The following is a 24,591-nucleotide window of genomic DNA, read 5'->3' as shown; positions in this document are numbered from 1 at the left end:
AAATTATATATCCTATACCTTTTTTAAGTAAATATTTATTATATTACGAATATAATCTTAATAATAAATTAGCTATTTAATAATCAGATTATAATTATAAAGATTAAGAAAGGAGGAAAATATGAAAAAAAGTATAAAGATATCAGGAGATGGATTTATTAGTGAAGGAGAATATGATGTAGTAAAAATTATGGGAGATGTATCATCTATTGGAAATGTATATGCAAGAGAAGTAAAAATAAATGGAGATGCTGAGTTTAGAGGTAATTTAGATTTTGGACAATTAAATGTACGTGGAAATACACATATAAATGGAGATATTAAAGTAGGACAGGTTAAGATAAGTGGAGATTTATTAGTAGATGGAAATGCTGATATAGAGAAACTTGTATTGGTTGGAGATTGCAAGTTTAGTTCTGATATAAAGTGTGATATTGTTGATATAGATGGAGACATAGATATAGAATCTAATATATATGCTAAAGAAATAAATATAAATGGATTAGTTAAAGTGAAAGGTAGTATAGAGAGTGAAAGTATAACTATAAAAGGTTCTATACAGTGTGATGGAATATTAAAAGCTCAAAGTGTAAATATTTATCCATATAGCAAGTCATATTGTAATGAAATAAAATCATCAAAAATAGAAATACTTAAATATAGACGTAAATATATTCCAAATTTATATAAAGTAAAACATGGAAGGTTTAGTTGTAAATCAATGAAAGGTGATGATATAAAACTAGAAAACTCATATGTAGAATATATAGAATATACCAAAAATCTTAATATATCTGATGATTGTAAAGTTGAAAAAAGCGTAAAGGTAAGCTAGGAGGACACAGTGGTTATTTTAGAAGAAAATAGGAATTTATACCTGAATTGTATAATTAAATCAGACAAATATATAAACAAAAAAAGACACTTATGATATACTTAGTTAACCTACTAAAATCAACAAAAGGAGTACCAAAAATGTCTTTTAATCATATTAACATAAATCAGCTAACAAATCTAGAAGCAAATTACTATTTAGGCGTGAAAGCAAGAGCTTGCGCTCAAAGAATGAAAATTGGAAAAGATAAAGTTTACAGATATTACAAGCTATTTATGCAAGGACTTACTGTTCAAGAAATATATAATCAATACCTAATAAATAAATCTAGATGTGGAAGAAAGCCCATTGTATTAAGCAAAGAAAAATTAGATGATATCAATAATAAGCTAGAAAATGATTGGTCTTTAGATGCTATCGCAGGAAGAGATAAAATAGATGGAAAAGATGAAAAAATATCAACAAAAACATTATACAAATTAGCAAAACAAGGTGTAATAGATATAAATAAGTTGAGACGTAAGGGTAAAAATAACCCGAAGGGTCATAACGAAACAAGAGGTAAAATTAATACATGTAAAACAATTCATGAAAGAGATGAAAAGTATCCTAATGCTAAAACTAGTATAGAATATGGCCATTTTGAGGGAGATACTATTGTAGGAAAAGCTAGAAAATCAGCTATAGTTACTTTAGTAGAAAAGTATTCAAAATATATTGTATTACTTAAAGCAAGTAGAAAGAGTGAGGATGTTAAAGAAGCAATTTGCAAATGGCTATCATCTTTACATAAGTCGTGTATATCTACTATTACATTTGATAGAGGTAAAGAGTTTTCAAAATGGTCAGACATAGAAAAAGATAGTTCAGTTAATATTGAAATCTACTTTGGAGACCCTGGATCACCAGGTCAAAGAGGGCTAAATGAGAATTCAAATGGAATAGTTAGAAAAGATTTACCTAAGTCTACAGATTTATCTGCATATTCTCAAGAAGAATTAAATATGATTGCGTATAAATGGAATTCTATACCTAGAAAATCACTAGACTATAAAACACCAAATGAGGTTATAAAAGAAGCAACTGGATTTGAAAGCTTACTTACATTTGCTTAGTGATTCATAAGTAATTTGTCTGATTTAAATTGACAATTCAGGATACAATAAACTAGTAAATAAAGTGTGTTAAAATAATTAGAACTTAAGTTTAAGTGTTTGATTATTTTAGCACACTTTTTAATTACAAGAAATATATATTAGACTTTGTTTTAATTACTAGATATTTGTTTAAATGATTTTACGTATTTTACAGTCAGAAGATATGAAGCTATTGGTATACCAATTACCATACTAACTATACCTTGAATAGTATTAGATGGAACTGAACCTAATGAAATTATAAAACTACCTTGTAAAAATGTACCTGCTAATAAGTATCCGCTGACCATAATCAGGACACCAAGTAATGTAGCTAATATATTTTTTACTAAATTTGTATTCTTTCTAACAATAATACCAACTACATATCCTTCAAATCCCTTTATTAGTAGTGTGAATAAAGCCCAATGTGAATATCCAGTTAGAATATCAGCTAAAGCAGATCCTAATCCTCCTGCAATCATACCCGGTATAGGTCCAAATAAAATTGATGCTACAAAAATAATACTATCCCCTATATTTACATATCCTTCTGTCATAGGTATTGGTATTTGTATTACCATAGTGGCGATACAAACAAGAGCTATCATAAGTCCATTTAGGACAATTAATTTTGTTTTGTTATTCATTCATATATCCTCCAATTTATAATCATGTGTTATCTAAATTATACCAACTACCATAATTAGATACAATGAAAATTGTACCCATACAATTTTTAAAATTATAAAAAAAGACAATACATTATATAGTATTTCTTAGTATTGTATAAAAAATTAATGATTTTTCAATAATATCAATAAAATATAAATTTATGGGTAAATAATATATTAGAAAATAAAATACTAGAAGTTAACATAAATTGGAGGAATAATAAATGTCAAATTGTAACTCATGTCCATCAAAAAATAGTTGCAAAAGCCAAGCAACTTGTAATATAAAGAATAACCCAAATAATAATATAAAAAAAATAATTGCTGTTATGAGCGGAAAAGGTGGAGTTGGTAAATCAACTGTAACTGCATTAATAGCTAAAAAATTAAATAAAATGGGATATAAAGTAGGAATACTTGATTCAGATATAACAGGTCCAAGTATTCCAAGACTTATGAATCTTCAAAATCAAAGAGCTATGTCAAATGGAAAAGATATATTCCCTATAGAAAGTAAAGAGGGTATAAAGACAATGTCTATAAACTATATGGTAGATAATGAAAATCAACCAATAGTTTGGAAAGGACCAATGGTAGGTAATGCTGTAAAGCAATTTTACAGCGATGTAATATGGGGAGAGTTAGATTATCTATTAATAGATATGCCTCCTGGAACTGGAGATGTAGCACTTACAGTAATGCAATCAATTCCTATAAGTGGAGTAGTTATGGTATCTGTACCTCAAGATATGATATCTATGATAGTTGCAAAGGCTGTTAATATGGCAAAAATGTTAAATATAAAAGTATTAGGTGTTGTAGAGAATATGAGCTATATACAATGCCCAGATTGTGATAAAAAAATAAAACTATTTGAAGGGGAAGAAACTGAAAAATTCCTAAGTGAAATGGATTTAAAACTTTTAGGAGAACTTCCTATGACAAAAGAAATAGTTAATATAACTCATAATGGAGTATCAGAAATTAGTGATAGTTTAGACGGGATACTAACAGGTATTGTAGATAATATAAAATAGGTAAAGGTAAAAATATAAGTTAATATATATTCATACATAAGTATAAGCTGATAGTTAAACTATCAGCTTATTTATTTATAAATTCTATGCTTTTTACATTATTTTTATTTATAGCTATAGCACTGCCTAAATCTCTTCCTGACATGGTAAGAAAAGGAACATCTTCACCTTTATTAAATTTTTCTAGCCAGTCGACTAGAGAATTAAAGTTTCTGATGTTACTCCTTTCTACAATTCTTATAAAATCATTTTTAAAGGTTATTTTTATTTTATCATTCATTTTAATCACCATCCTATAATATTATTTACCCAATATATTTATCACAAACTAAATTTATTTGTGAAATATTTGCAAAGTATTATACTTTTAAGTATAAACTAAATTAGCAATATTGATAAAGCTTTGTAGGATATAGTAAATATATTAAAAAAATATATTTACTATATATAAATTTATTAGATAGCTGACATTAAATATGAAAATACTTATAAAATAATAACGAATATATAGATAAAAACTTAAAATAAAGGAAAATATATCATGTTATACACTTTCCTATCAAAACTTGCTAAAAGGGGAATAAAAGTAAGTTATTGAATTTATATATAAGGAGAGTGATAATGTGAATTTAAAAAAGTACCTTGTGATTTGTATATGCTTATTATTTATAGCATTTAGTTTTAATATACTATCGAAATACTCTACAGTTTCAGGAGAAAACTTATCACTAAATAATATAGATAATGAAATCGCAAATAATGAAGAAGCTGAAAATCTTAAAATAGAATATGAAAAATTACAAACTAGAATTAAAAATGAAGAAATGATTGAAATAAATAGAGTAGAAGGTGTAACTTATTTAAGAGAAAATGTTACAGTAATTAGTGGAATAACTGAAGACGAAATGAAGGAAGTACTTATGAATACTACTGGATCAAAAACTATGGCTCATCTTGCAAGTGCTTTTGTTGAGGCAGAGAAAAAGTATGGTGTAAATGCATTTTTTATGGCAGGAATTGTAGCACTTGAAAGTGGATTTGCAACATCTAGAAGGGCAATAGAGGATAATAACTTAACTGGTTATGAAGTTTATAGTGATAGTTCAGAAGGAAGACTATTTAATAGCCATGATGAATCTGTGCTTCATACTGCAAGGCACTTAAGTAAGAATTATTTAAAAGAAGATTCTATGTATTACAATGGTTTATCTGTTGATGCTATCCAGATAATGTACTGTCCAGATGAGGAAGAAGATAAAAGATGGGAAGAAAAGGTTGATTACTTGGCAAGTAATTTCTTAAAGACTTATGATAATTTGTTTAGAGTTGATAAATCATAAAAAGAAAAAGGTATAACATTAACGATATAATGTCATACCCCTATTATTAGCTAATTTTAAAATAAATATGGTATAATTAGATAATAATAAACTTAATGATTATAGAAAAGTTTTATAAATATCAAGATTTAATTAGCTATAAAGTAGAAAATTGAGTAAAAGGATTGATAAAATGAAGAAATTTCTAGTGTTTATGTTAGTTGTGTGTAGCATAGGTGGAATGTATTATTTTTCTAGTCAGGATGCACAAGTATCAGGAAGTCAATCACAGTTAGTCGTAAGATTTATAGATAAAATAAGAGATAAAGTTACATTACAAGATGAAAAGCTTATAAAAATTCAGACCAAGATATATGAAAAACTAAAAGGATTTGGAAGTAAAAGTTATATTGTTAGAAAGATGGCACATTTCAGTATATATGCATTAATTGGAATATCTTTATTATTATTTATATATTTATTTTCTAAAAAGCTTATACTATCATCATCAATAGCGCTTTTACTTTCTATAATGTATGCTTGTTATGATGAATACAGGCAACTATCTGTACCAGGAAGATCAGGAAGTATAAAGGATGTATTTATAGATTCATTAGGTGCTTTAACTGGTATAACTTTAATTTTCATAATAATATTAGCAATAAAAATTATAGTATCTCTATTTAAAAACTTATTAAATAGAGAAGATTTGTCGTCAGAAGAATTTAATAATTAATTATAAAGATGTTATATTATTTCTTTCTAATTTGTATAATTATTATATAAATTAGAAAGAAGTGATAATATGAGCTATTTAACTTATCTAAAAATACATCATTTTAAAAGTATAGAAGACTTAGAATTAAAGGACCTATCTCATATAAATATAATAGTAGGAGCGAATAATAGCGGAAAAACCTCATTACTTGAAGCTATGTCAATACTCGGAAATGAAGATAGCATAAAAAGTATATTAAATAATGTATCAAAAAGAAGTTCTGCGTACCCTTCAAGTTTTGAACTATTCTTAGACATATTCCCAAGAGATCAAGATATAAACAAAAGTATAAAAATTGAATCAACTATAAAAGGATTAACTAGAGAGGTTAACATAAATGGAAATATAGTAAGAGATATTGACATAAATAATGACACTGATAATACATTTCTAGGTAATATTAATGTGAAGGTAGAAGATGAAACAGTCATAGATAAAAATATATCTATAGAGGAAAATAAAGATATCAAATACCTTAATGACTATGACATTATAAAAATAGTATATGTTACTCCATATGATTATTATAGAAGTGACTTAATAGAAAGTACCTTAGAAAATGTAAATGATAGAGATAAAGAAAATATAATAAATTTACTTAATATATTTGATCCAGACGTAGTAGATTTTAAACTAGTAAAAAAATTTAATACAGGTAGAAGTTATATATATATAAATCATAATGTATATGGTACTACACCTTTATTTAGTTTTGGAGATAGTATTAAAAAGATATTCACACTTGCAACAGCAATGATAAGTGCAAAAGGTGGGATACTGCTAGTTGATGAAATAGAAAGTGCAATACACAAAAACCATATAAATAAAGTGTTTAACAGTATTATAAAGATTTGTAAGGAGTATAAGGTTCAATTAATATGTACGACTCATAGTTTAGAAGCTATAGATGGAATTATACTTTCACTTGGAAATCAAATAGACTTATTATCTTGTTTTAGGATAGAAGTATATAATAATAAAACGTACTATACAAAGTTTTCTGGTGATAGGTTAAAAGATATTAGAAACTTGCTAGGTCAGGATGTGAGATAATGAGAAGTTTTTTATTTTTTGTAGAAGGCGTTCATGATATAAATTGTGTAGCTAGAATATTATTAATAAATGACTTTAAAGAAGTTAGTAACATAAATGATATTCCAGAAATATGGAGAAGTAGAGTACCAAGAACTTATCCATTTGTAGATAACAGGTTAGATAGATTTATACCTATGCCTTCATATTTTATAAAAAATAATTTATGCATAGCGATGGTATCAGCTAATGGAGTAGGTAATATTATCAGGGATATAGATTTATACCTTAGTAATATGACCAAGTCAGAATTAAAGCAAATAAATGGAGTATGTGCAATATTTGATGCTGATCAAAAATCTGCAAAAGAAGCTTTTGATGAAAAATTTAGGAAGTATAACAAAGATATGGTTATTAAGAAAAAAGATTTTCTAAGTGGTTCATGTAGGATTCGAGGAGAAATTATAAATATGTATTATTATTTTTTTCCCGATAACTACTCACAAGGAACGTTAGAAAACTTTTTACTTGAAGGTGCTAAGATTGTTTATAGTGATTTATTAGATAATGTAAATGAATATTTAGAAAGGGTTGATGATAAATATAAAGAAAGCTGGAGCAGATCTAGTGAGAATAAAGTTAAGATAGGATGCATAGCAAATATATTTCAACCAGGAAGCGCCAATCAAATATCAATACGATATGATGATTGGATAAGTGAAGAAAGTATAATGTATAGCCCTGTTATAAAAAAATTTTATGACTTTATAATAGATATATTAGAGCTTAATTAAAAAGTTAAAAATCAACAAAAGGGCTAATGCATAGCCCTTTTTAAATTAAAAAATAGATAAGTATTTAAATTAAAGTAAAATTTAAGAAATAGATAATAGTATATTATTAGTTATTTTGACGTAGAGCGTTTTAACAACCCGAAATTAATTCATATTTATCAAAATTATAGCTGTCAACTGCATTCTCTAATTGGTATAGAGCTTTTTCTAAAATTCTTCTAGGACAAGCTATATTTATTCTCATATAACCATCTCCACCATTTCCAAATAGACGACCATCATTAAGTGCAAGTCGTGCTTTATTAACAAAGAAGTCAACTAAGTCATCTCCATCAAGATTTAAATTTCTACAATCTAGCCATAATAAGTATGTACTATCAGGTATACTTACTTTTATTTGAGGAATATTACTATTTATATAATCTACAGCATATTTTATATTTTCTTCTATATAAGTAGTAGCTTCTAAAAACCATTCTTTTCCTTCAGTAAAAGCAATTGTATTAGCGACTATACTAAATGCATTATTTCTATATGTTTCTATTTTCTTTAATATAGCATCATATTGATTTTTCATATTTAGATTAGGGAATATTACTGTGGCAACTTGAAGTCCAGCTAAGTTAAATGTTTTAGTTGAAGAAGTACAAGTTATAGTATGTTTTCTTATTTCTTCACTTATAGATGCTATTGGAGTATGTTTATTTCCCCATAACATTATATCAGAGTAAATTTCATCAGATATAATAGTTATGTTATTTTCTATGCAAATATTTGCTATAGTTTCTAATTCTTCTTTTGACCAAACCCTTCCTACTGGATTATGAGGATTACAAACTATCATAAATTTAGCACCTTGCTTTGCTTTATTTCTTAAATCATCAAAATCTATATAGTATCTACCATTATCCTCTATAAGTTGATTTGTAACAACTTCACCACCCCAAGCTTCTATAACATTTTTAAATTCATGAAATACTGGTGGTTGTATTATAACCTTATCTCCTTTTTCTAAAAATGTATGCATTAGGTTTGCAAGCATTGGTAAGACTCCTAAAGCATGAGACATAAGAGATGTATCTACTTCCCAGTTATTTTTTTCAAGCTGCCATTTTTTTATAGCTTCAAAATATTCAATAGGTCTAGAAGTATATCCATATATACCTTGCATTGCTCTTTCTTGAAGGGCATTTATTATAGGGTCTGCAGCTTTAAAGTCCATATCAGCTATCCATAATGGTATTAAATCATCTCTACCGAATTTTTCTTTAGTTTCATCATATTTAACTGCATAATTATTTGAACGATCTATTATTTCATCAAAATTATATTTCATTTTAATAACCTCCAAAGTTTAAATTAATATTTTATATATTATCTAAAAAATTAGTTGTTTGTTTTACTGCTTATATCTATATAGTAGCACGCAATATATGAGTATAAAATATGAAAAAATGCTATTAATATTGCAAAAAGTGCCATTAGGATAACTGAATATAAATTAATTATTTTTAATAAATAAAGAGAACATATTATGTAAAGTAGAATATTTATGCTTAAAATAGCTTTACTTGATAGAAGATATTTAATTATATAAAATTGGATAATATATAAAACTTGTGTATAATAATTAAATAATAAAATATTTAAAATAACCAATTTTATAATAAGGAGATGAGACTTTGATAAATAAATTAAATGAATTGGATCTAGATATAAAAAGATGTGAAATTGTACTTAAAGAAAATAATTATTTAGATATTGTAATAGCAATAGAAGAGCTTCACGATAAGTATAAAAATACTATAGATTCTATATCTAACATAAGTAGGGATGTAGTTTGGAACTACAGCAAAAAAGATATAGAAAATATACAAAATTATTTAAAGGACTATAAAGATGAACTAATTTTAAAGGAAAAACAAAAAAATATATATGATAAATTTACAGATTTAAAAGAGTACATAGAAGATAAAGATATTTTAGAAAAACAGAAATTAGTAGAAGTTATTAATCTTATAGAAAATATAAATAATGATGATTTAAATTTAGATGAAAAATGGGATAAATTAAAATTGTATTTAGAATTAATAAAAAACCAAGGAAGAGAGATAGGTACACAATTATTAGAGATAATAGTACTTATGGCTAAATAGGTAACGGACATGATTTATTATTTAATATTTATAAATATAGTGGGATTACTATCAATGTATTTGGATAAATACTTTGCTAAAAATAATATGTATAGAATTTCTGAAAAAAATCTTTTTTTTATAGCAATTATAGGTGGATCTATAGGAAGTATTATAGGGATGTATCAATTTAGACATAAGACTAAGCATAGACAATTTACTACAGGTTTGCCTTTTATCATATTTATTCAAATAATGATATTAATTTACTATACATAGGAAGAATTAAAATAAATATATATAAATGGATTAGACATTAATATTGATTTATTTATTTTGAATAGTCTAAAGAAATTATATATTAAATAAATAAGTAAAAACATAGCGAAAAAAATGAAAAGTTGGTATAATAACTTTTAATTGGAGGGATTATACAATATGAAAAAATCAACAAATAATATTATAATAGAATTTTTAGGACTAATAATAGGTTGTATGTTTATGGGTGTCGGACTTAATATGTTCTTTAAGCCATATACTATAGCACCAGGTGGATTAAGTGGATTATCACTTGTAATAAGTAAGTTCACAGGCTTATCTGTATCAACGATAATGCTTCTTATAGGTATTCCTCTTTTAGTATCTTCTATAAAAATACTAGGTAAAAAGGATGCTATAAAAACATTCATAGGTATGGTAATATTATCAGGAATATTAGAAATTACAGCACCATTAGCAACAATATCAGTTACACAAGATGTATTATTATCAGCGATATCAGGTGCAATATTACTAGGAATAGGTTTAGGTATTGTATTTAGTGTAGATGGTTCGACAGGAGGAACAGACCTTATAGCACTAATGGTAAATAGAGTAATACCAAGTTTACCAGTATCTAAATGTTTAACTATTATAGATGGTATGGTTGTTTTATCAGCTGGTATAGCTAATGGAAATATAGAAACAGGATTATATTCTGCTATAGCACTTTATATAATAGTTAAGGTAATAGATGCTATTATATCTGGATTTGATTATTCAAAGGCATTTATGATTATAACAGAAGATAGAGATGAACTAAAAGAAGCTATAGTTAATGATATAAAAAGAGGAGTTACTATCCTTGATGGTAAAGGTGGATACACTAATAATGATAAGAGTATTTTATTAGTTGTTGTAAATAATAAAAAGCAAGAGGTTAGCTTAAAGAAACTTATAAAAAAAGTTGATCCTAGTGCATTTATAATAGTAAGTGATGTTCACGAAGTATTAGGTGAAGGATTTAAATCAATAGCAGCTTAAATAAGAAGGATGTATACCTTCTTTTATGATAATAGAAAGGACATTTTTTAATGAATCACAATAAAAAGAATATAATCTCAGCGTTAGTATTTTCTATGCTTTCAATAATAGCTTACTTAATAACTTATAATAATAAAGTATTATTCTTCTTAGTTTTTGTATGTGAAAGGTTATATTCATTTGGAGCAAAAGAAGAACTTGAAAAAAGTTTAGATGATTTAGAATTAGAAGATGGAAAAAAAGCAAGAAATACATTAGGAGTTATTATAGCTCTAATCTTAGGAACTATTGGAATATCAATATATTCTATATTTAAATATCCACAGATATTAATTATTTTAATATTAGGAGAGATATTAGATTATTCAATTTATAAATCTTATAAAAAATATAAAAATAAGAAAGACTAACCAAATTAAAATGTACCCTATAAAGTAGACAACTAATAAAAAGGTCTGCCATATAGGGTATTTTTAAAAATTCATTTGCTATATGAGCTATTTTTTATAAACTTTTAAGTGTTGTACTTAATATGATAATTCATCTTATAAATACAAAATTAAAAATATAAAAAACTTATTGACACTGTTGGGATAACGTTTTACAATGTAATTAAGTAATAAGTAAAACGGTTTAATAAAACGTTTTATACATATGGATATATTATAAATAGGAGGAATTTTATGAATAATCGATATGCAAATCATCCCAATGATTCAAAAAAGTATGACACAAATCAATTAAGAGAGCATTACATGGTAGAAGAAATTTTTAGTGATGATAAAGTAGAACTTACTTACAGCCATGTAGATAGAATAATATTTGGAGGAATAAAACCTGTTAATGAAAGTTTAAAATTAGAAGCAGGTAAATCTATGGGGGTTGATTACTTCTTAGAAAGAAGAGAAATGGGAGTTATAAACGTTGGTGGCGAAGGTATAGTTTCGATAGATGGTGAAGAATCCGCACTAAACAATAAAGATGGTCTATACATAGGAAAAGGGAATAAAGACATCATATTCAAATCATCAAATCCAAAAAATCCTGCAAAATTTTATATAAACTCAGTACCAGCACATAAAGAATATAAGACAGTTAAAATAGAAATAGAAAAAGCAAATCCAGTAAAAATGGGAGACAATTCAACTTTAAATAAAAGAACAATATATCAATATGTACATCCAAATGTTTGCGAAAGTTGCCAGTTATTAATGGGACTTACAATATTAGAACCAGGAAGTGCATGGAATACAATGCCATGCCATACTCATGAAAGAAGAATGGAAGTTTATTTCTACTTCGATATGGAAGAAGATACAAGAGTAATACATTTAATGGGAGAACCTACAGAAACAAGACACTTAATAGTAAAGAATGAACAGGCTATAATCTCTCCAAGTTGGTCAATACATTCTGGAGTAGGAACAAGCAATTATACATTTATATGGGGAATGTGTGGAGAAAACCAAACATTTACTGATCTGGATCATATATCTATGGATACATTAAGATAAATAACTAAGGAGGGGGATAATATGATAGCTGAAGCAAGTTTAGCAAAATTAAAAGACATAAAGACAATAGAAGTAGAAAATATAAATAAATCTTTAGAATTTCTAAATAGTGAACTTTTGACAAAAGCTGAAGTTAAAAAAGCTATAGAAGGTGCTATATGTCAAATAGATGCTAATATGGAATATTTTAAAAATAAATTTCCATCATCAGCAACTAAACAAAATAAGTATGAAATAATCGAAAATATAGAGTGGACAGATGGATTCTGGACGGGACTATTATGGTTAGCTTATGAATATACAAATGATGATAAATATAAGGTGTTAGCTGAAAAGAATGTAGCATCATTTAAGAATAGAGTAGAAAATAATATTGAATTAGATCATCATGACTTAGGATTTCTTTATTCATTATCTTGTGTAAGTGGATATAAGATAATAAATTCATTAGATGCTAAAATAGCAGCAATAAAAGCTGCAGATAAATTAATCTCTAGATATCAAGAAGTTGGAGGATTCATTCAAGCTTGGGGAGAGTTAGGCCATAAAGATCACTATAGATTTATAATTGACTGTTTACTTAATATACCACTTTTATATTGGGCGAGTGAAACTACAGGAGATAATAAATATAGGGATATAGCTAATACTCACTTTGTAACATCTTGTAATAATGTAATAAGAGATGATGCATCAGCATATCACACTTTCTATATGAATAATGAAACAGGAGAGCCTTTAAAAGGTGTAACTAGACAAGGATATAATGATGATTCATCATGGGCTAGAGGTCAAGCATGGGGAGTATATGGAATACCTCTAAACTACAAGTATACTAAGAATGAAAGCTGTTTTAACCTTTATAAGGGGATGACTAACTACTTCTTAAATAGATTACCTGAAGATAATGTATGTTATTGGGATTTAATATTTAAGGATGGTGATGGTCATTCAAAAGATTCATCTGCTGCAGCTATAGCAGTCTGTGGAATGCATGAGATGAATAAGTATTTACCAGAGGTAGATTCAGATAAAGAAGTTTATAAATATGCAATGCATAATATACTTAGATCTTTAATTGAGAATTATACAAGTGAAGAAATTGAAGAAGGTAAACCGATTTTATATCATGGTGTTTATTCTTGGCATTCAGGTAAAGGTGTAGATGAAGGTAATATATGGGGAGATTACTTCTACTTAGAAGCATTAATGAGATTCTATAAAGATTGGGAATTATATTGGTAAATTATATAAAGGGGGAGTGTAAAAATGAGTAATGTAAATATTGAGATGATGAGAATTGATGAGAGATTAATACATGGTCAAGGACAAATGTGGTTAAATGCTTTAGGTGTTAATACGGTAATAGTAGCTAATGATGAAGCTAGTAATGATACAATACAACAAACATTAATGAAGACTGTTGTTCCAAAAACAATAGCTATGAGATTTTTCTCAATAGAAAAAACTTGCGAATTAATTCATAAGGCATCACCTAAACAAAAAATATTTTTAGTAGTAAAAACTCCAGAAGATGCTTTAAAGCTTATTGATGGTGGGGTTCCAGTAAATGAAATAAACATAGGGAATATACACAATGCACCAGGGAAACAAGCCGTTACACGTTCTATATTCTTAGGTGATAATGATAAAGCTGCTTTAAGAGAGTTGCTTGAAAAGCATAATATGAAATTTAATACTAAAACTACTCCTTCAGGAAATGATGGTGCACTTGAAGTTGATATAACTAAATATATATATAATTAAAATAAAAAAAGGGGGGAGATAAATGGAAATTACTTTAACTCAAGGTATTCTTATCGGAATATGGACTGGATTCTGTTTAGCTGGTATGTTATTAGGGATATATTCAGCACGTTGTTTAGTATTATCTTTAGGGGTAGGTATTATACTTGGTGATATACCAACTGCCTTAGCTATGGGAGCTATAGGTGAATTAGCATTTATGGGATTTGGTGTTGGTGCAGGGGGTACAGTTCCTCCAAACCCAATGGGACCTGGTATTATAGGTACATTAATGGCAATTACAATGAAGGGTCAGGGAGTAGATCCAGCTTCAGCATTAGCTTTATCATTCCCATTTGCAGTTGCATTCCAATTTTTAATAACAGCTACATATACAGCTACAGCAGGTATGAGTCAGTATGCAATTAATGGTATAAAAGAAAGAAACTATACTAAATTTAAAATAGGTGCTAATGCTACAGTTTGGGTATTTGCATTAGTAGGATTTTTAATAGGATTTGTTGGTGCCATGAGTACTAGTGGATTACAAACAGCTATATCATATATACCAGAGTGGTTAATAAATGGATTTAAAGTTGCAGGTGTAATGTTACCAGCAATAGGATTTGCAATGATATTATCTGTTATGGCAAAAATAGAATTATTACCATTTGTTTTAATTGGATATATATGTATAGGATATTTACAATTACCAGTAATGGGAGTTGCATTTGTAGGAACAGCAGTAGCTTTATTAGTGTATTACATAAAGGGGAATAATAATGATTCCAATGATAATGATGGGGAGGTAATATTTGAAGATGGTATCTAATACAATATCTACAAGAAATTCTAAAACAGCTTTAACTAAAAAAGATTATTTAAAAACATCATTGAGAGCATATTTTCTTCAAAATGGATTTAACTATGGAAACTATCAAGGCTTAGGATATGCAAATGTATTATATCCTGCATTAAAGAAAATATATAAGGATGATGAAGAAGGATTTCAAGAAGCTTTAAGCTCAAACGTTGAGTTTTTCAATTCAAACCCTCACTTCTTACCATTTATAACTAGTATGCAATTAGTAATGTTAGATAATGGAAGTAAACCAGAAGATGCTAGATCAATTAAATTAGCATTAATGGGGCCTTTAGCAGGTATAGGTGATTCATTAGCACAATTTTGTTTAGCACCACTTTTAGCAACAATAGGTTCAAGTTTAGCTCAAGATGGATTAGTAGCTGGACCACTGTTATTTTTCTTAGGAATGAATTTAATATTATTAGCTATAAAACTACTTACAGGTTTATATGGATATAAGTTAGGAACAAGTATAATAGATACTTTAAGTGAAAAAATGGCACAAATTTCATCTATAGCTAGTATGATAGGTGTTACAGTTATATCAGGATTAGCAGTATCTTTTGTAAAATTAAATGTAGGACTTCAATATGTAGCATCTATGCCTGACGGTGGAGAAAAAATAGTGTCTGTACAAGAAATGCTTGATAAAATAGCGCCATCTTTATTACCAGCACTTTTCACAATATTTGTTTTCTATTTAATAAAAAAGAAAAAGTGGACTACGTATAAGTTAATAGGATTAACATTAGTATTAGGTATACTAGGGTCAGTATTAGGAATACTTGTATAGTTTAATAATTTTGAAATAAAAATAGATAAAGACAATGATTTGAGAAACTCTAAATCATTGTCTTTATACTTAGTATGATAAGGGGATGAGAATATGAAAATATTAATAGTAGGACATGGTGAATATGCAACAGGAATAAAGTCAGCAATAAAGTTATTAACAGGAGTAAGTAATAATATAGATGCAATAAATTTAAATGAAGAATTAACTCATAATGATTATACAGTGATGGTTCAAGAATATGTAGCAAATAATAAGGATTTAATAATTTTTGCAGATATGACAGGTGGAGCACCATTTCAAATTGCATCAAGAGAAATACTGTTAAATGAAGCTTCAGAAAATCAATTTGTAATAGGCGGAGTTTCAGTTGGATGTATTCTTGAAGTTGTTATGAATACATTAGTATTAAATGTAGAAGATGAACTTAAAAATATAATAAATACGGCTGTAAATAATATTCAAAATATGACATCAATAGTATGCAGAAAAGATTTAGTATCGCAGGAAATATAAAAAATTTGGGGGATAAAAAATGGGAAATAAATTTTCGTTAGATTTTTTTAATTTAAGTGGAAAAGTAGCAATAGTTACAGGAGGAAATACCGGATTAGGTATGGCTTATGCAGAAGCTCTAGCAAGTTGTGGAGCGGATTTATTAGTAACAACATTTGATGACAATATAAGCGAAGTAAAAGAAATAGTTGAAGGGTTAGGAAGAAAAATAGTTTTTGTTAAAGGTGATTTAACTAAGAAAGAATGTAGAGAAGAAGTAATATCAACATGTTTAAAAGAATATTCAAGAATAGATATATTAGTTAATAATGCAGGTACAATAAGAAGAGCTCCATTATTAGAATATAAAGAAGAAGATTGGAATGCTGTAATAGATATAAACTTAAATGCAGTTTACCATTTATCACAAGAAGTAGCAAAAATAATGGTTAATCAAAAAAGCGGTAAAATAATAAATATAGCTTCAATGCTATCTTTCCAAGGTGGAAAGTTTGTACCACCATACACTGCAAGTAAGCATGGAGTTGCAGGATTAACAAAAGCTTTTGCAAATGAATTAGCAGCATATAATGTTCAAATAAATGCCATAGCACCTGGATACATAGAGACTGCAAATACAGCACCAATTAGAGCTGATGAAAATAGAAACAAAGAAATACTTTCAAGAATACCATGTGAAAGATGGGGTAGAGTAGAAGATTTAATGGGAACTGTTGTATTCTTAGCAAGTAAAGCATCTGATTATGTAAATGGACATATATTAGCTGTTGATGGTGGATGGTTAGTAAGATAATGGATAACATAATCGATAGATAAAAAGAGTTGCTTATACGTTAAGCAACTCTTTTATGTAAGTAAAAAATTTAACTAGAGAGTCAATATGAATATAAATTGATTACTACATTAAAAGGAGATGGATTTACATCAATTCTTACAGTTATTAATAGTTCAAAAAAAGAAAGTGATATAGGTACTGAAAAAATACCTGTTAGAAATTGTAATGGTAGAGCATTAAAAGACCATGAAGCTGAAGCCATAAAAATAATAAATAAAGAAAATACTTATATACTCACAATATGTCATAATTAAATATTTAAAGGGAAGAAATTACTGAGTGTAGATGGATATCATATTTATGGTAAGGTAGTCCTTATAAGTAAGAATAATGAAGGTATAAAAAAAGAAGTAATAAAATACTGATTAAATCACATACTTATCCTTTATCTAACCTAATATACAAAATATGGTATAATATAATAAGATTAGAAATTAGTTAAAAGGAGGTATATATGTGAATGAACGGAAAAAATTAACTATAAAGGATATAGCGTTAAAAGCAAATACATCAAAAACAACAGTATCTTTTTATTTAAATGAAAAATTTGATAAAATGTCTTATGATACAAGGAAGAGAATAGAGAAAGTAATTGAAGAAACAAATTATACTCCTAATATAATGGCTCAGAGTTTAAAGTCAAAAAAGTCACGCTTAATAGGGGTTATTGTTGCCGATATAACTAATCCATTTAGTAACAATATAGTAAAGGGAATAGATGATATAGCAAGAAAGGAAGATTATCAAATTATATTTGGAAATAGTAATTTTGAATATATAAATGAAAAAAAATACATTGAAAGAATGTTAGATATGGGTGTAGATGGATTTATTGTACAACCTACAATGCAATTTGATAAACTTGTTGCAGCTATTGAAAAAGCGGGTAAAAAAATAGTCTGTGTAGATCGTGTTAGCCCTAAATTTAAAGGTAAATATGTGAAAACTAATAATTATGATATTACTTTTAAAGCTATAACTCAACTTTATAATAGAGGATATGAAGAATTTATATTTATATCCGAAGATTTAGATACTTCTATCACTAGAATAGAGAGAAAAAATGGTTTTATAGATGCAATTCAATCAATTGGTGCTAATAGTAATATAATTAAGGTAGAAAGCCAAACATCTTATATAGAACTAAGTAAAGAATTAATGAAGTATATAAATATAAGTAAAAAGGTAGCAATATTTGCAGCACATGATAAAATCCTACAAAAAGTATTTAGAGCTTCAAAATATATAGGTTGGGATATACCAAATCAAGTTGGAATAATAGGATTTGACAATTGGAACTGGACAATTTATGCATCTCCATCAGTGACTACGATTGATCAACCTACTTATCAAGAAGGCAAACATGCTACAAAGCTACTTATAGATATGATAGAAAATAGAGACAGTGTTTTAGATTCAGCAGTATTTGACTGTAATATAGCTTGGAAAGAATCAACAAACTTATAGTTAACATACTTATTACATCAGAAAATGCTTTGATAAAAAGTGAAAGCTACCTTTAAGGGTAGCTTTATTTTTTAGTCATATATAGAATCCATTTCATATGATACTATATTACCATTTTGTGCATTGATTTCATAGCTATATTCTACATCATTTACATATAAAGATACATCATAAACTTGTATACCATCATCATAATCTAAATGAGCATTTATATATGATACTTGATTTTTTGATAAATTAGCATGATTTAAAGCTATTTCTTTAGCTTTTGCATCAGATATTATTTGAGTATTAGAATTATTTAAATTATTATTTGGTATATTTGTATTTGAATTAGTATTTGTTTGTGGTATAACATAGTTTTCAATATCAAGATCATATTCTACAATGGCACCACTATTTGCATCAATTTTATAATCATACTCTTGATTGTTATGATAGAACTCAACATCGTAAGCTTTCATTCCATCATCGTAATCAATATTTGACTTTATAAATGTAACTTGATTTTCTGATAGATTAGCATGATTTAAAGCTATTTCTTTAGCTTTATCACTAGTTATTTTAGCATTTGTATTATTGTTGTTTATATTATTTTGAGAAGAAGTATTTTCTTGAGAAATATTAGTATTAGCACTATTAGTATTAACATTAGCAGAAGTATTACTACTACAAGCTACACTTACACCACAAACTAGTGCTAAAGCTGACATAGTTAATAATTTTCTTTTCATATTTTGCCTCCAATTTTTAAATAGTAAATTTATTATAAAATAATTCTGAAAATTCATCCGCAATTTTTTATTAAAAAATACAAAAAATAACATAGTTTTACGTGATTTTAATCCTTATATGTATAGTATGAGTAAATTTATTATTAATGAGAATAAATTTTTCTATTAGATAATATAATTTATAGATTATATATAATTTGACAATATTAATATATAATCTATAAATTACTAAGGAGGAAAATATGAAAAAATTAATTACTATAGTATTAAGTGCGATGCTTTTAGTAGGATGTAGCTCAACTAAAGAACTTCAAATCGATAATGAGCAAAAATATAATTTAGTTAATAATATAGAAAGTTTAGAAATAGATTCTAATTGGAATATACCTGTTGAAGGAAAGATAAGCGGAATATTTTGTGGATTTATAGATAACCACTCATTTGAATTATTAGGAGAAGATGGTAATTATTATGCAGTTAGTACTTTAAAATTAATAAATGAAGATTTTAGTGAATTAGAGAGTGAAAAAACAAATATTACTATAGAATATATTATAGAAGATGAGGGAAGTCAGTTAACGTTACTAAAAATAATAGAAAAAAATTAGAGAGTAAAATATAAAAAGTATATTCTTAAGTTTTATAAATATTAAAGATATACTTCTTATATTTTGTTTTTTATATATTAACTTAAAAATCTAATGAGTATATCAATAGTTAAAAGAAAGCATTATTTTATGTTTAATTTTTTATATGGATTTTACTATGAATGAGATTTTAAATAATAGAATACTTAAATAAAAATAATATACTATTTTAGTTTTATATTTGATGGAGAGCCTTATTTTTTTTATATATTTGATTTATATAAAACTATATAAGTGTGAATAAGAAATATTTTAATCTGATTGACATAATTATAGTAATAGTAACAAGTAATTTAAATAAGCATAGTATTATATTATAGGAGGGGGATATTATGATTTTACGAAGTGAGCTAAAGCAAAATGCTAAGAATCAATTAAAAAATAATTGGGGATTAGCTATAGGTATCATTATAGTATGTACATTAATATCTTGTATACCAAATCTTTTAGTTGAGATTAATGATGAATCACTTGCTATAGCTATTATAATTCCAATTATAACATTAGTTATAACTGGTCCATTAACTATAGGTCAATGTAAATTTTTTACAAACTTAGCAAATAGATCAAATCCTAAATTTTCAGATTTATGGTATGGATTTAATAATATACTAAGGGCTATTGGAGTTACATTATTAGTTGGGATTATAGTTTCTATAGGAACTATATTGCTTATAATTCCAGGGATAATACTATCTTTTATGTATTCTCAAGTATATTATATAATGGCTGAAAATCCAGAAATGTCTATAATAGATTGCTTAAAAGAAAGTTCTAGAATTATGAAAGGTCATAAAATGGATCTTTTTGTATTAGAGTTAAGTTTTCTAGGATGGGTAATATTAATGGGAATAACTTTTGGTATTGCGGGATTATATGTACTACCTTATTACAGTGCAACTTTAACTAATTTCTATCTAGAAATTAAAAATTAAAGTCAATATAGCTATAAAAATAGTTAATATAATAATTAATTATTTTTATAGCTATTTATATTTTACTTTGATATTTGTTGCTAGAAGGAAATATTATTTTAGATAAGATATCAATAATTAAAAATAGACATAAAAAGTTTCTTAATATATAATATGAAAATATATCAACGAGGAGGATGACATAATGAATTCAAGATTTGAAGGTAGCCTGTTAGGATTAATAGGCGTTAATATATTAGCTTGGGTAATAAGTGTACTAACATTTGGTATAGCAACGCCATGGGCTATGTGTATAAAATATAAGTGGCAAATAAATAATACAGTAATAGAAGGCAGAAGACTTAAGTTTATTGGAACTGGATCAAGTTTATTTATGAACTATATAAAATGGTGGATATTAACTATAATAACTTTTGGAATATATGGATTCTGGCTATATATAAAAATGTTACAATGGAAAACTGAAAATACTATATTTGAATAATAAAATCACCTTGATAAGTAAATCAGGGTGATTTTTATTTTATATTAATATAAAATACATTCTGGGAACTTTTGTAAAAGCTTATCAGTCTTATACATGTAGGAGGTGATGAGGTGTTAAGTATTGGCGCCAATATAAGTATAAAAATAATAAATATAAATAAAAATGACATCAGTAAAGAAGAGTTTGTTGATTTAGTTGAAGAATATAAATTATCTTTATATAGATTTGCAAAAAGTATATATATAAGTAATAAGAAGTATTTAGATATAACTAAAAGTGATATAGTTATAAGTTCTATATAAATTTATAAAAAATGAATAAAGAGTATATAGTTTGTTATATAAGTTAAAAAATGGGAGGATAAATATCCTCCTTTTCTAATTTGTATAATATTAAGTATATAGCAATATAATTCAAATATAAGTATATTAATATATTTATAGTTGAGAAAGAAAGGAGGAGAATATGAAGAGTTTAGTTATATATTATTCATTAGAAGGGAACACAAAACTAATTGCGGATACTATAAAAAATGAATTAAATTCAGATGTTTTAGAATTAAGAACTAAAAAACAATATCCTAATAAAGGATTTAAGAAATATTTATGGGGTGGAAAAAGTGTAATTTTAAAAGAGAAGCCAAAGCTTTTAAATAAATATATAGATATAAGTATATACGATAAAATATTTATAGGCACACCTATATGGGTAGGAACATATGCAGCTCCATTTAATACATTTTTTAATGAATATAAAATAAAAAATAAGGAAATTGGATTATTTGTATGTCATGCAGGTGGTAGATCAAATAAGTGCTTTGACAATTTAAAAAAGCAGTTAAAAGGAAATAAAATTATAGGTGAGATAGAATATATAGAACCATTAAAAAATAATAAAGAAGAAAATATAAATAAAACTATAAATTGGATAAAAAATTTATAAAAATAAAATAGAACTTGAATTATTTAATTAAGATCACTACAATTTAATTAAGTAATTACTTAATCAAAAGAGGGTTTTATGGAAAAGCTAGTTAAAGTATTCAAAGCATTAAGTGATGAAACTAGACTTAATATATTACTTTTAGTTTCAAAACGAAGTGTATGCCAAAAAGGTATATCAAAGTACTTAGGTATATCAGATTCAGCAGTATCACAGCATATAAAAGTTTTAAAAGAAGCTAATATAATTACTGGATATAAAGAAGGATATTATATGTTATATCATATAAATGAGGGCATTTTTAATAAATGTGTATCATTTATAAACTCGATAAGTGATACTGAAAATATACTAAATGATATTACTGTAAGCACAATAGGTTGTAGTGACAATTGTAAATCAGCACAAATGTGCTGTAAAAGAAAGGGGTTATTATAATGAAAATATGTGTACCAGTAGAAGTTAATAATGGATTAGAAAGTAGACCATTTGGTCATTTTGGATCAGCTCCAATGTTTGTAGTATGCGATTTAGAAAGTGGTGATTTAAGCACTATAAATAATGGTGATTTAGGTCATGAACATGGTATGTGCCAACCTATAAAAGCATTAGCAGGAAATGTAGTTGATGCAGTTATAGTTGGAGGTATAGGTCAGGGTGCTATAGCAAAATTAAATTCAATGGGAATAAAGGTTTATAAAGCACAAGGTGAAACTATAAAAGATAACTTACAGTTGTATAAAGAAAATAAACTTCAAGAGTTTTCGAGAAATCATACTTGCTCACATGATGGATGCGAACATCATTAAAATTAGTCAAAGTAAAACTTAGCTTTAAATATAATTTTGTAATGTAAAAAAGGATTAATCTATATTGAACTGAACCCCTTAAAGTAGGAACAAGTAAAAAAGACTTGTATCTACTTTAAGGGGGCATTTTTATGCAAAGAAATAATAGAAAATACTTCCTTAGATTACCAGGATTTGAGAATGATTAAGTATTCTTAATATTATCGTATTTAAAAGAAAAAGTGAATAGTTTTATATATGATATGATTAAAATAAAGATAAAAAATAATATAAAATATGATAAAATAAAAACATAAATTGTTAAAATATAGAGATTAAAAAAGTTTAGTAAGAAAGTGTATATAAACGTTTAATTTAAATTTAATACATAGGAGTAATCAATATGAATAATCTAGTAAGTGCAAAATGGTTAAAAGATAATATAAACGATAAAAATATAGTAATAGTTGATTGTAGATTTAACTTAATGGATAAAGAATACGGCAAAAAATCATATGAAAAGGGTCATATAAAGGGAGCTAAAAGAGTAGATATAGAAACAGAATTATCTAGTATAGTAAAAAATCATGGAGGAAGACATCCTATTCCAAGTGTAAAAGAGCTAAAAAATACATTTGAAAATATAGGTATAAGCAATGATTCTATAGTTATATCTTATGATGAAGGAGATTTAGCAGGAGCTTCTAGATTATGGTGGATATTAAAATATCTAGGACATGAAAAAGCATACGTATTAGATGGAGGATTAGAAGCTTTTAAAGAATTAGGTGGAGAAATATCAACTGAAAATGCTAAATCTAATAAAGGAAAGTTAGATATAAGTATTCAAGAACATATGAAAGTAGATATGGAATATGTTAGAGAAAGACTTGAGAATGAAAATGTAGTTATCATAGACTCAAGGGAATATAAAAGATATATAGGAGAATTTGAACCAGTTGACAAAAAGGCTGGACATATACCTGGTGCTGTTAATTATTTTTGGATGGACATACTTGAAAAAGATGATGATAAATTATACTTAAAATCACAAAATGAACTAAAAAAACAGTTTGCAGAGCTTATGGACTATGATGAAGTAATAGTTTATTGTGGATCAGGTATTACTGCATGCCCAAATAGCTTAGCACTTAGTGAGGCTGGAATTAGACATAAACTTTATGCTGGTAGCTTTAGTGATTGGATAAGCTATGATGAAAATATAGTAGAGACAAAGTAGGAGTTAATCTTCTACTTTTTTACGCTTAAGGATATTATAA

General features: G+C 26.5%; 32 protein-coding genes. 28 read left to right on the top strand and 4 right to left on the bottom strand.

Translation table 11 applies throughout. The features are described 5' to 3' along the window. Positions 1–121: 121 nt before the first annotated feature. Both BN7997_RS11735 and BN7997_RS11730 read left to right on the top strand, forming a co-directional pair. Positions 122–835, top strand: coding sequence for a polymer-forming cytoskeletal protein (locus BN7997_RS11735; RefSeq protein WP_071120958.1), 714 nt, complete (start codon positions 122–124; stop codon positions 833–835). A gap of 140 nt (positions 836–975) precedes the next feature. After that, positions 976–1,950, top strand: coding sequence for an IS30 family transposase (locus tag BN7997_RS11730; RefSeq protein WP_071119190.1), 975 nt, complete (start codon positions 976–978; stop codon positions 1,948–1,950). Positions 1,951–2,102: 152 nt separating this feature from the next. Here BN7997_RS11730 and BN7997_RS11725 read toward each other — a convergent pair whose 3' ends face one another. Then, the gene (locus BN7997_RS11725; protein WP_071120957.1) at positions 2,103–2,621 is read right to left on the bottom strand and encodes an ECF transporter S component; all 519 of its coding nucleotides are present in this window, start codon (positions 2,619–2,621) and stop codon (positions 2,103–2,105) included. 248 nt (positions 2,622–2,869) lie between these two features. Here BN7997_RS11725 and BN7997_RS11720 point away from each other — a divergent pair, with 248 nt between their 5' ends. Further along, positions 2,870–3,682 (top strand): Mrp/NBP35 family ATP-binding protein, encoded by an 813-nt coding sequence (locus BN7997_RS11720; RefSeq protein ID WP_071120956.1) that lies wholly within the window; start codon positions 2,870–2,872, stop codon positions 3,680–3,682. Between the two features lie 67 nt (positions 3,683–3,749). On the opposite strand, the gene BN7997_RS11715 is transcribed toward BN7997_RS11720, so the two are convergent. Further along, positions 3,750–3,962 carry a hypothetical protein gene (locus tag BN7997_RS11715; protein WP_071120955.1) on the bottom strand — a complete coding sequence of 71 codons (213 nt, stop codon included), beginning with the start codon at positions 3,960–3,962 and terminating at the stop codon, positions 3,750–3,752. Positions 3,963–4,305: 343 nt separating this feature from the next. Between BN7997_RS11715 and BN7997_RS11710 the strand changes: the two genes are divergently transcribed. The 4 genes from BN7997_RS11710 (at position 4,306) to BN7997_RS11695 (ending at position 7,605) form a co-directional block, all read left to right on the top strand. Further along, positions 4,306–5,022: a glucosaminidase domain-containing protein gene (locus BN7997_RS11710; RefSeq protein ID WP_071120954.1), complete on the top strand. Its 717-nt coding sequence runs from the start codon at positions 4,306–4,308 to the stop codon at positions 5,020–5,022. Between the two features lie 172 nt (positions 5,023–5,194). Further along, positions 5,195–5,737, top strand: coding sequence for a VanZ family protein (locus tag BN7997_RS11705; protein WP_074010978.1), 543 nt, complete (start codon positions 5,195–5,197; stop codon positions 5,735–5,737). A 69-nt stretch (positions 5,738–5,806) separates the two neighbouring features. Then, positions 5,807–6,832, top strand: coding sequence for an AAA family ATPase (locus tag BN7997_RS11700; RefSeq protein ID WP_071120952.1), 1,026 nt, complete (start codon positions 5,807–5,809; stop codon positions 6,830–6,832). Further along, positions 6,832–7,605: a DUF3226 domain-containing protein gene (locus BN7997_RS11695; RefSeq protein WP_071120951.1), complete on the top strand. Its 774-nt coding sequence runs from the start codon at positions 6,832–6,834 to the stop codon at positions 7,603–7,605. The genes BN7997_RS11700 and BN7997_RS11695 overlap by 1 nt, the downstream gene beginning before the upstream one ends. Before the next feature lie 130 nt (positions 7,606–7,735). Here the strand turns inward: BN7997_RS11695 and BN7997_RS11690 are convergent, their stop codons facing one another. After that, positions 7,736–8,941, bottom strand: coding sequence for a MalY/PatB family protein (locus BN7997_RS11690; RefSeq protein ID WP_071120950.1), 1,206 nt, complete (start codon positions 8,939–8,941; stop codon positions 7,736–7,738). 346 nt (positions 8,942–9,287) lie between these two features. On the opposite strand from BN7997_RS11690, the gene BN7997_RS11685 reads away from it, so the two are divergent. From BN7997_RS11685 to BN7997_RS11625, 13 genes are all read left to right on the top strand, one after another. Beyond that, positions 9,288–9,761: a hypothetical protein gene (locus BN7997_RS11685; protein ID WP_071120949.1), complete on the top strand. Its 474-nt coding sequence runs from the start codon at positions 9,288–9,290 to the stop codon at positions 9,759–9,761. 9 nt (positions 9,762–9,770) lie between these two features. Beyond that, the gene (locus BN7997_RS11680; protein WP_071120948.1) at positions 9,771–10,019 is read left to right on the top strand and encodes a DUF1294 domain-containing protein; all 249 of its coding nucleotides are present in this window, start codon (positions 9,771–9,773) and stop codon (positions 10,017–10,019) included. A gap of 159 nt (positions 10,020–10,178) precedes the next feature. Then, on the top strand, positions 10,179–11,042 hold the full coding sequence (locus BN7997_RS11675; RefSeq protein WP_071120947.1) for a YitT family protein: 864 nt from the start codon (positions 10,179–10,181) through the stop codon (positions 11,040–11,042). A gap of 50 nt (positions 11,043–11,092) precedes the next feature. Then, positions 11,093–11,452, top strand: coding sequence for a hypothetical protein (locus tag BN7997_RS11670; RefSeq protein ID WP_071120946.1), 360 nt, complete (start codon positions 11,093–11,095; stop codon positions 11,450–11,452). Between the two features lie 273 nt (positions 11,453–11,725). Next, positions 11,726–12,556, top strand: a complete 831-nt coding sequence (gene kduI / locus BN7997_RS11665) for a 5-dehydro-4-deoxy-D-glucuronate isomerase (RefSeq protein ID WP_071120945.1) — start codon at positions 11,726–11,728, stop codon at positions 12,554–12,556. A 21-nt stretch (positions 12,557–12,577) separates the two neighbouring features. Continuing rightward, positions 12,578–13,801 carry a glycoside hydrolase family 88 protein gene (locus BN7997_RS11660; protein WP_071120944.1) on the top strand — a complete coding sequence of 408 codons (1,224 nt, stop codon included), beginning with the start codon at positions 12,578–12,580 and terminating at the stop codon, positions 13,799–13,801. Positions 13,802–13,825: 24 nt separating this feature from the next. Continuing rightward, positions 13,826–14,323 carry a PTS sugar transporter subunit IIB gene (locus tag BN7997_RS11655; RefSeq protein WP_071120943.1) on the top strand — a complete coding sequence of 166 codons (498 nt, stop codon included), beginning with the start codon at positions 13,826–13,828 and terminating at the stop codon, positions 14,321–14,323. Positions 14,324–14,345: 22 nt separating this feature from the next. Continuing rightward, the gene (locus BN7997_RS11650) at positions 14,346–15,134 is read left to right on the top strand and encodes a PTS mannose/fructose/sorbose/N-acetylgalactosamine transporter subunit IIC (protein ID WP_071120942.1); all 789 of its coding nucleotides are present in this window, start codon (positions 14,346–14,348) and stop codon (positions 15,132–15,134) included. Then, positions 15,124–15,960, top strand: coding sequence for a PTS system mannose/fructose/sorbose family transporter subunit IID (locus BN7997_RS11645; protein ID WP_071121418.1), 837 nt, complete (start codon positions 15,124–15,126; stop codon positions 15,958–15,960). The genes BN7997_RS11650 and BN7997_RS11645 overlap by 11 nt, the downstream gene beginning before the upstream one ends. 93 nt (positions 15,961–16,053) lie before the next feature. Continuing rightward, a complete protein-coding gene (locus BN7997_RS11640) occupies positions 16,054–16,476 on the top strand; it encodes a PTS sugar transporter subunit IIA (RefSeq protein WP_071120941.1) in 423 nt (140 codons plus the stop codon). A gap of 19 nt (positions 16,477–16,495) precedes the next feature. Beyond that, positions 16,496–17,269, top strand: coding sequence for a 2-dehydro-3-deoxy-D-gluconate 5-dehydrogenase KduD (gene kduD, locus BN7997_RS11635; protein WP_071120940.1), 774 nt, complete (start codon positions 16,496–16,498; stop codon positions 17,267–17,269). A gap of 98 nt (positions 17,270–17,367) precedes the next feature. Continuing rightward, complete coding sequence (locus BN7997_RS11630; RefSeq protein ID WP_071120939.1) at positions 17,368–17,565, top strand: hypothetical protein; 198 nt, start codon at positions 17,368–17,370, stop codon at positions 17,563–17,565. 202 nt (positions 17,566–17,767) lie between these two features. After that, complete coding sequence (locus tag BN7997_RS11625; protein ID WP_071120938.1) at positions 17,768–18,778, top strand: LacI family DNA-binding transcriptional regulator; 1,011 nt, start codon at positions 17,768–17,770, stop codon at positions 18,776–18,778. A gap of 71 nt (positions 18,779–18,849) precedes the next feature. Here BN7997_RS11625 and BN7997_RS11620 read toward each other — a convergent pair whose 3' ends face one another. Next, positions 18,850–19,512: a PepSY domain-containing protein gene (locus BN7997_RS11620; protein WP_071120937.1), complete on the bottom strand. Its 663-nt coding sequence runs from the start codon at positions 19,510–19,512 to the stop codon at positions 18,850–18,852. Positions 19,513–19,754: 242 nt separating this feature from the next. Here BN7997_RS11620 and BN7997_RS11615 point away from each other — a divergent pair, with 242 nt between their 5' ends. The 8 genes from BN7997_RS11615 (at position 19,755) to BN7997_RS11580 (ending at position 24,551) form a co-directional block, all read left to right on the top strand. Beyond that, positions 19,755–20,120 (top strand): putative periplasmic lipoprotein, encoded by a 366-nt coding sequence (locus BN7997_RS11615; RefSeq protein WP_071120936.1) that lies wholly within the window; start codon positions 19,755–19,757, stop codon positions 20,118–20,120. A gap of 371 nt (positions 20,121–20,491) precedes the next feature. Then, a complete protein-coding gene (locus BN7997_RS11610) occupies positions 20,492–21,094 on the top strand; it encodes a DUF975 family protein (protein ID WP_071120935.1) in 603 nt (200 codons plus the stop codon). 184 nt (positions 21,095–21,278) lie between these two features. Beyond that, positions 21,279–21,578 carry a DUF898 family protein gene (locus BN7997_RS11605; protein ID WP_071120934.1) on the top strand — a complete coding sequence of 100 codons (300 nt, stop codon included), beginning with the start codon at positions 21,279–21,281 and terminating at the stop codon, positions 21,576–21,578. Between the two features lie 113 nt (positions 21,579–21,691). Beyond that, positions 21,692–21,883 carry a hypothetical protein gene (locus BN7997_RS11600; RefSeq protein WP_071120933.1) on the top strand — a complete coding sequence of 64 codons (192 nt, stop codon included), beginning with the start codon at positions 21,692–21,694 and terminating at the stop codon, positions 21,881–21,883. Between the two features lie 163 nt (positions 21,884–22,046). After that, positions 22,047–22,523 (top strand): flavodoxin family protein, encoded by a 477-nt coding sequence (locus BN7997_RS11595; protein WP_071120932.1) that lies wholly within the window; start codon positions 22,047–22,049, stop codon positions 22,521–22,523. Between the two features lie 78 nt (positions 22,524–22,601). Then, positions 22,602–22,961: an ArsR/SmtB family transcription factor gene (locus BN7997_RS11590; RefSeq protein WP_071120931.1), complete on the top strand. Its 360-nt coding sequence runs from the start codon at positions 22,602–22,604 to the stop codon at positions 22,959–22,961. Beyond that, positions 22,961–23,332, top strand: coding sequence for a NifB/NifX family molybdenum-iron cluster-binding protein (locus BN7997_RS11585; protein WP_071120930.1), 372 nt, complete (start codon positions 22,961–22,963; stop codon positions 23,330–23,332). Before BN7997_RS11590 ends, BN7997_RS11585 begins: the two co-directional genes overlap by 1 nt. Before the next feature lie 382 nt (positions 23,333–23,714). Continuing rightward, positions 23,715–24,551, top strand: a complete 837-nt coding sequence (locus BN7997_RS11580) for a sulfurtransferase (protein WP_071120929.1) — start codon at positions 23,715–23,717, stop codon at positions 24,549–24,551. The last annotated feature ends 40 nt before the right edge of the window (positions 24,552–24,591 follow it).

This window comes from Romboutsia timonensis (genome assembly GCF_900106845.1).
In the GTDB taxonomy this organism is placed as follows: Bacteria; Bacillota; Clostridia; order Peptostreptococcales; family Peptostreptococcaceae; genus Romboutsia; species Romboutsia timonensis.
The sequence above is the reverse complement of the archived record's forward strand: the minus strand, read 5'-3'. Positions and strand labels throughout refer to the sequence as shown.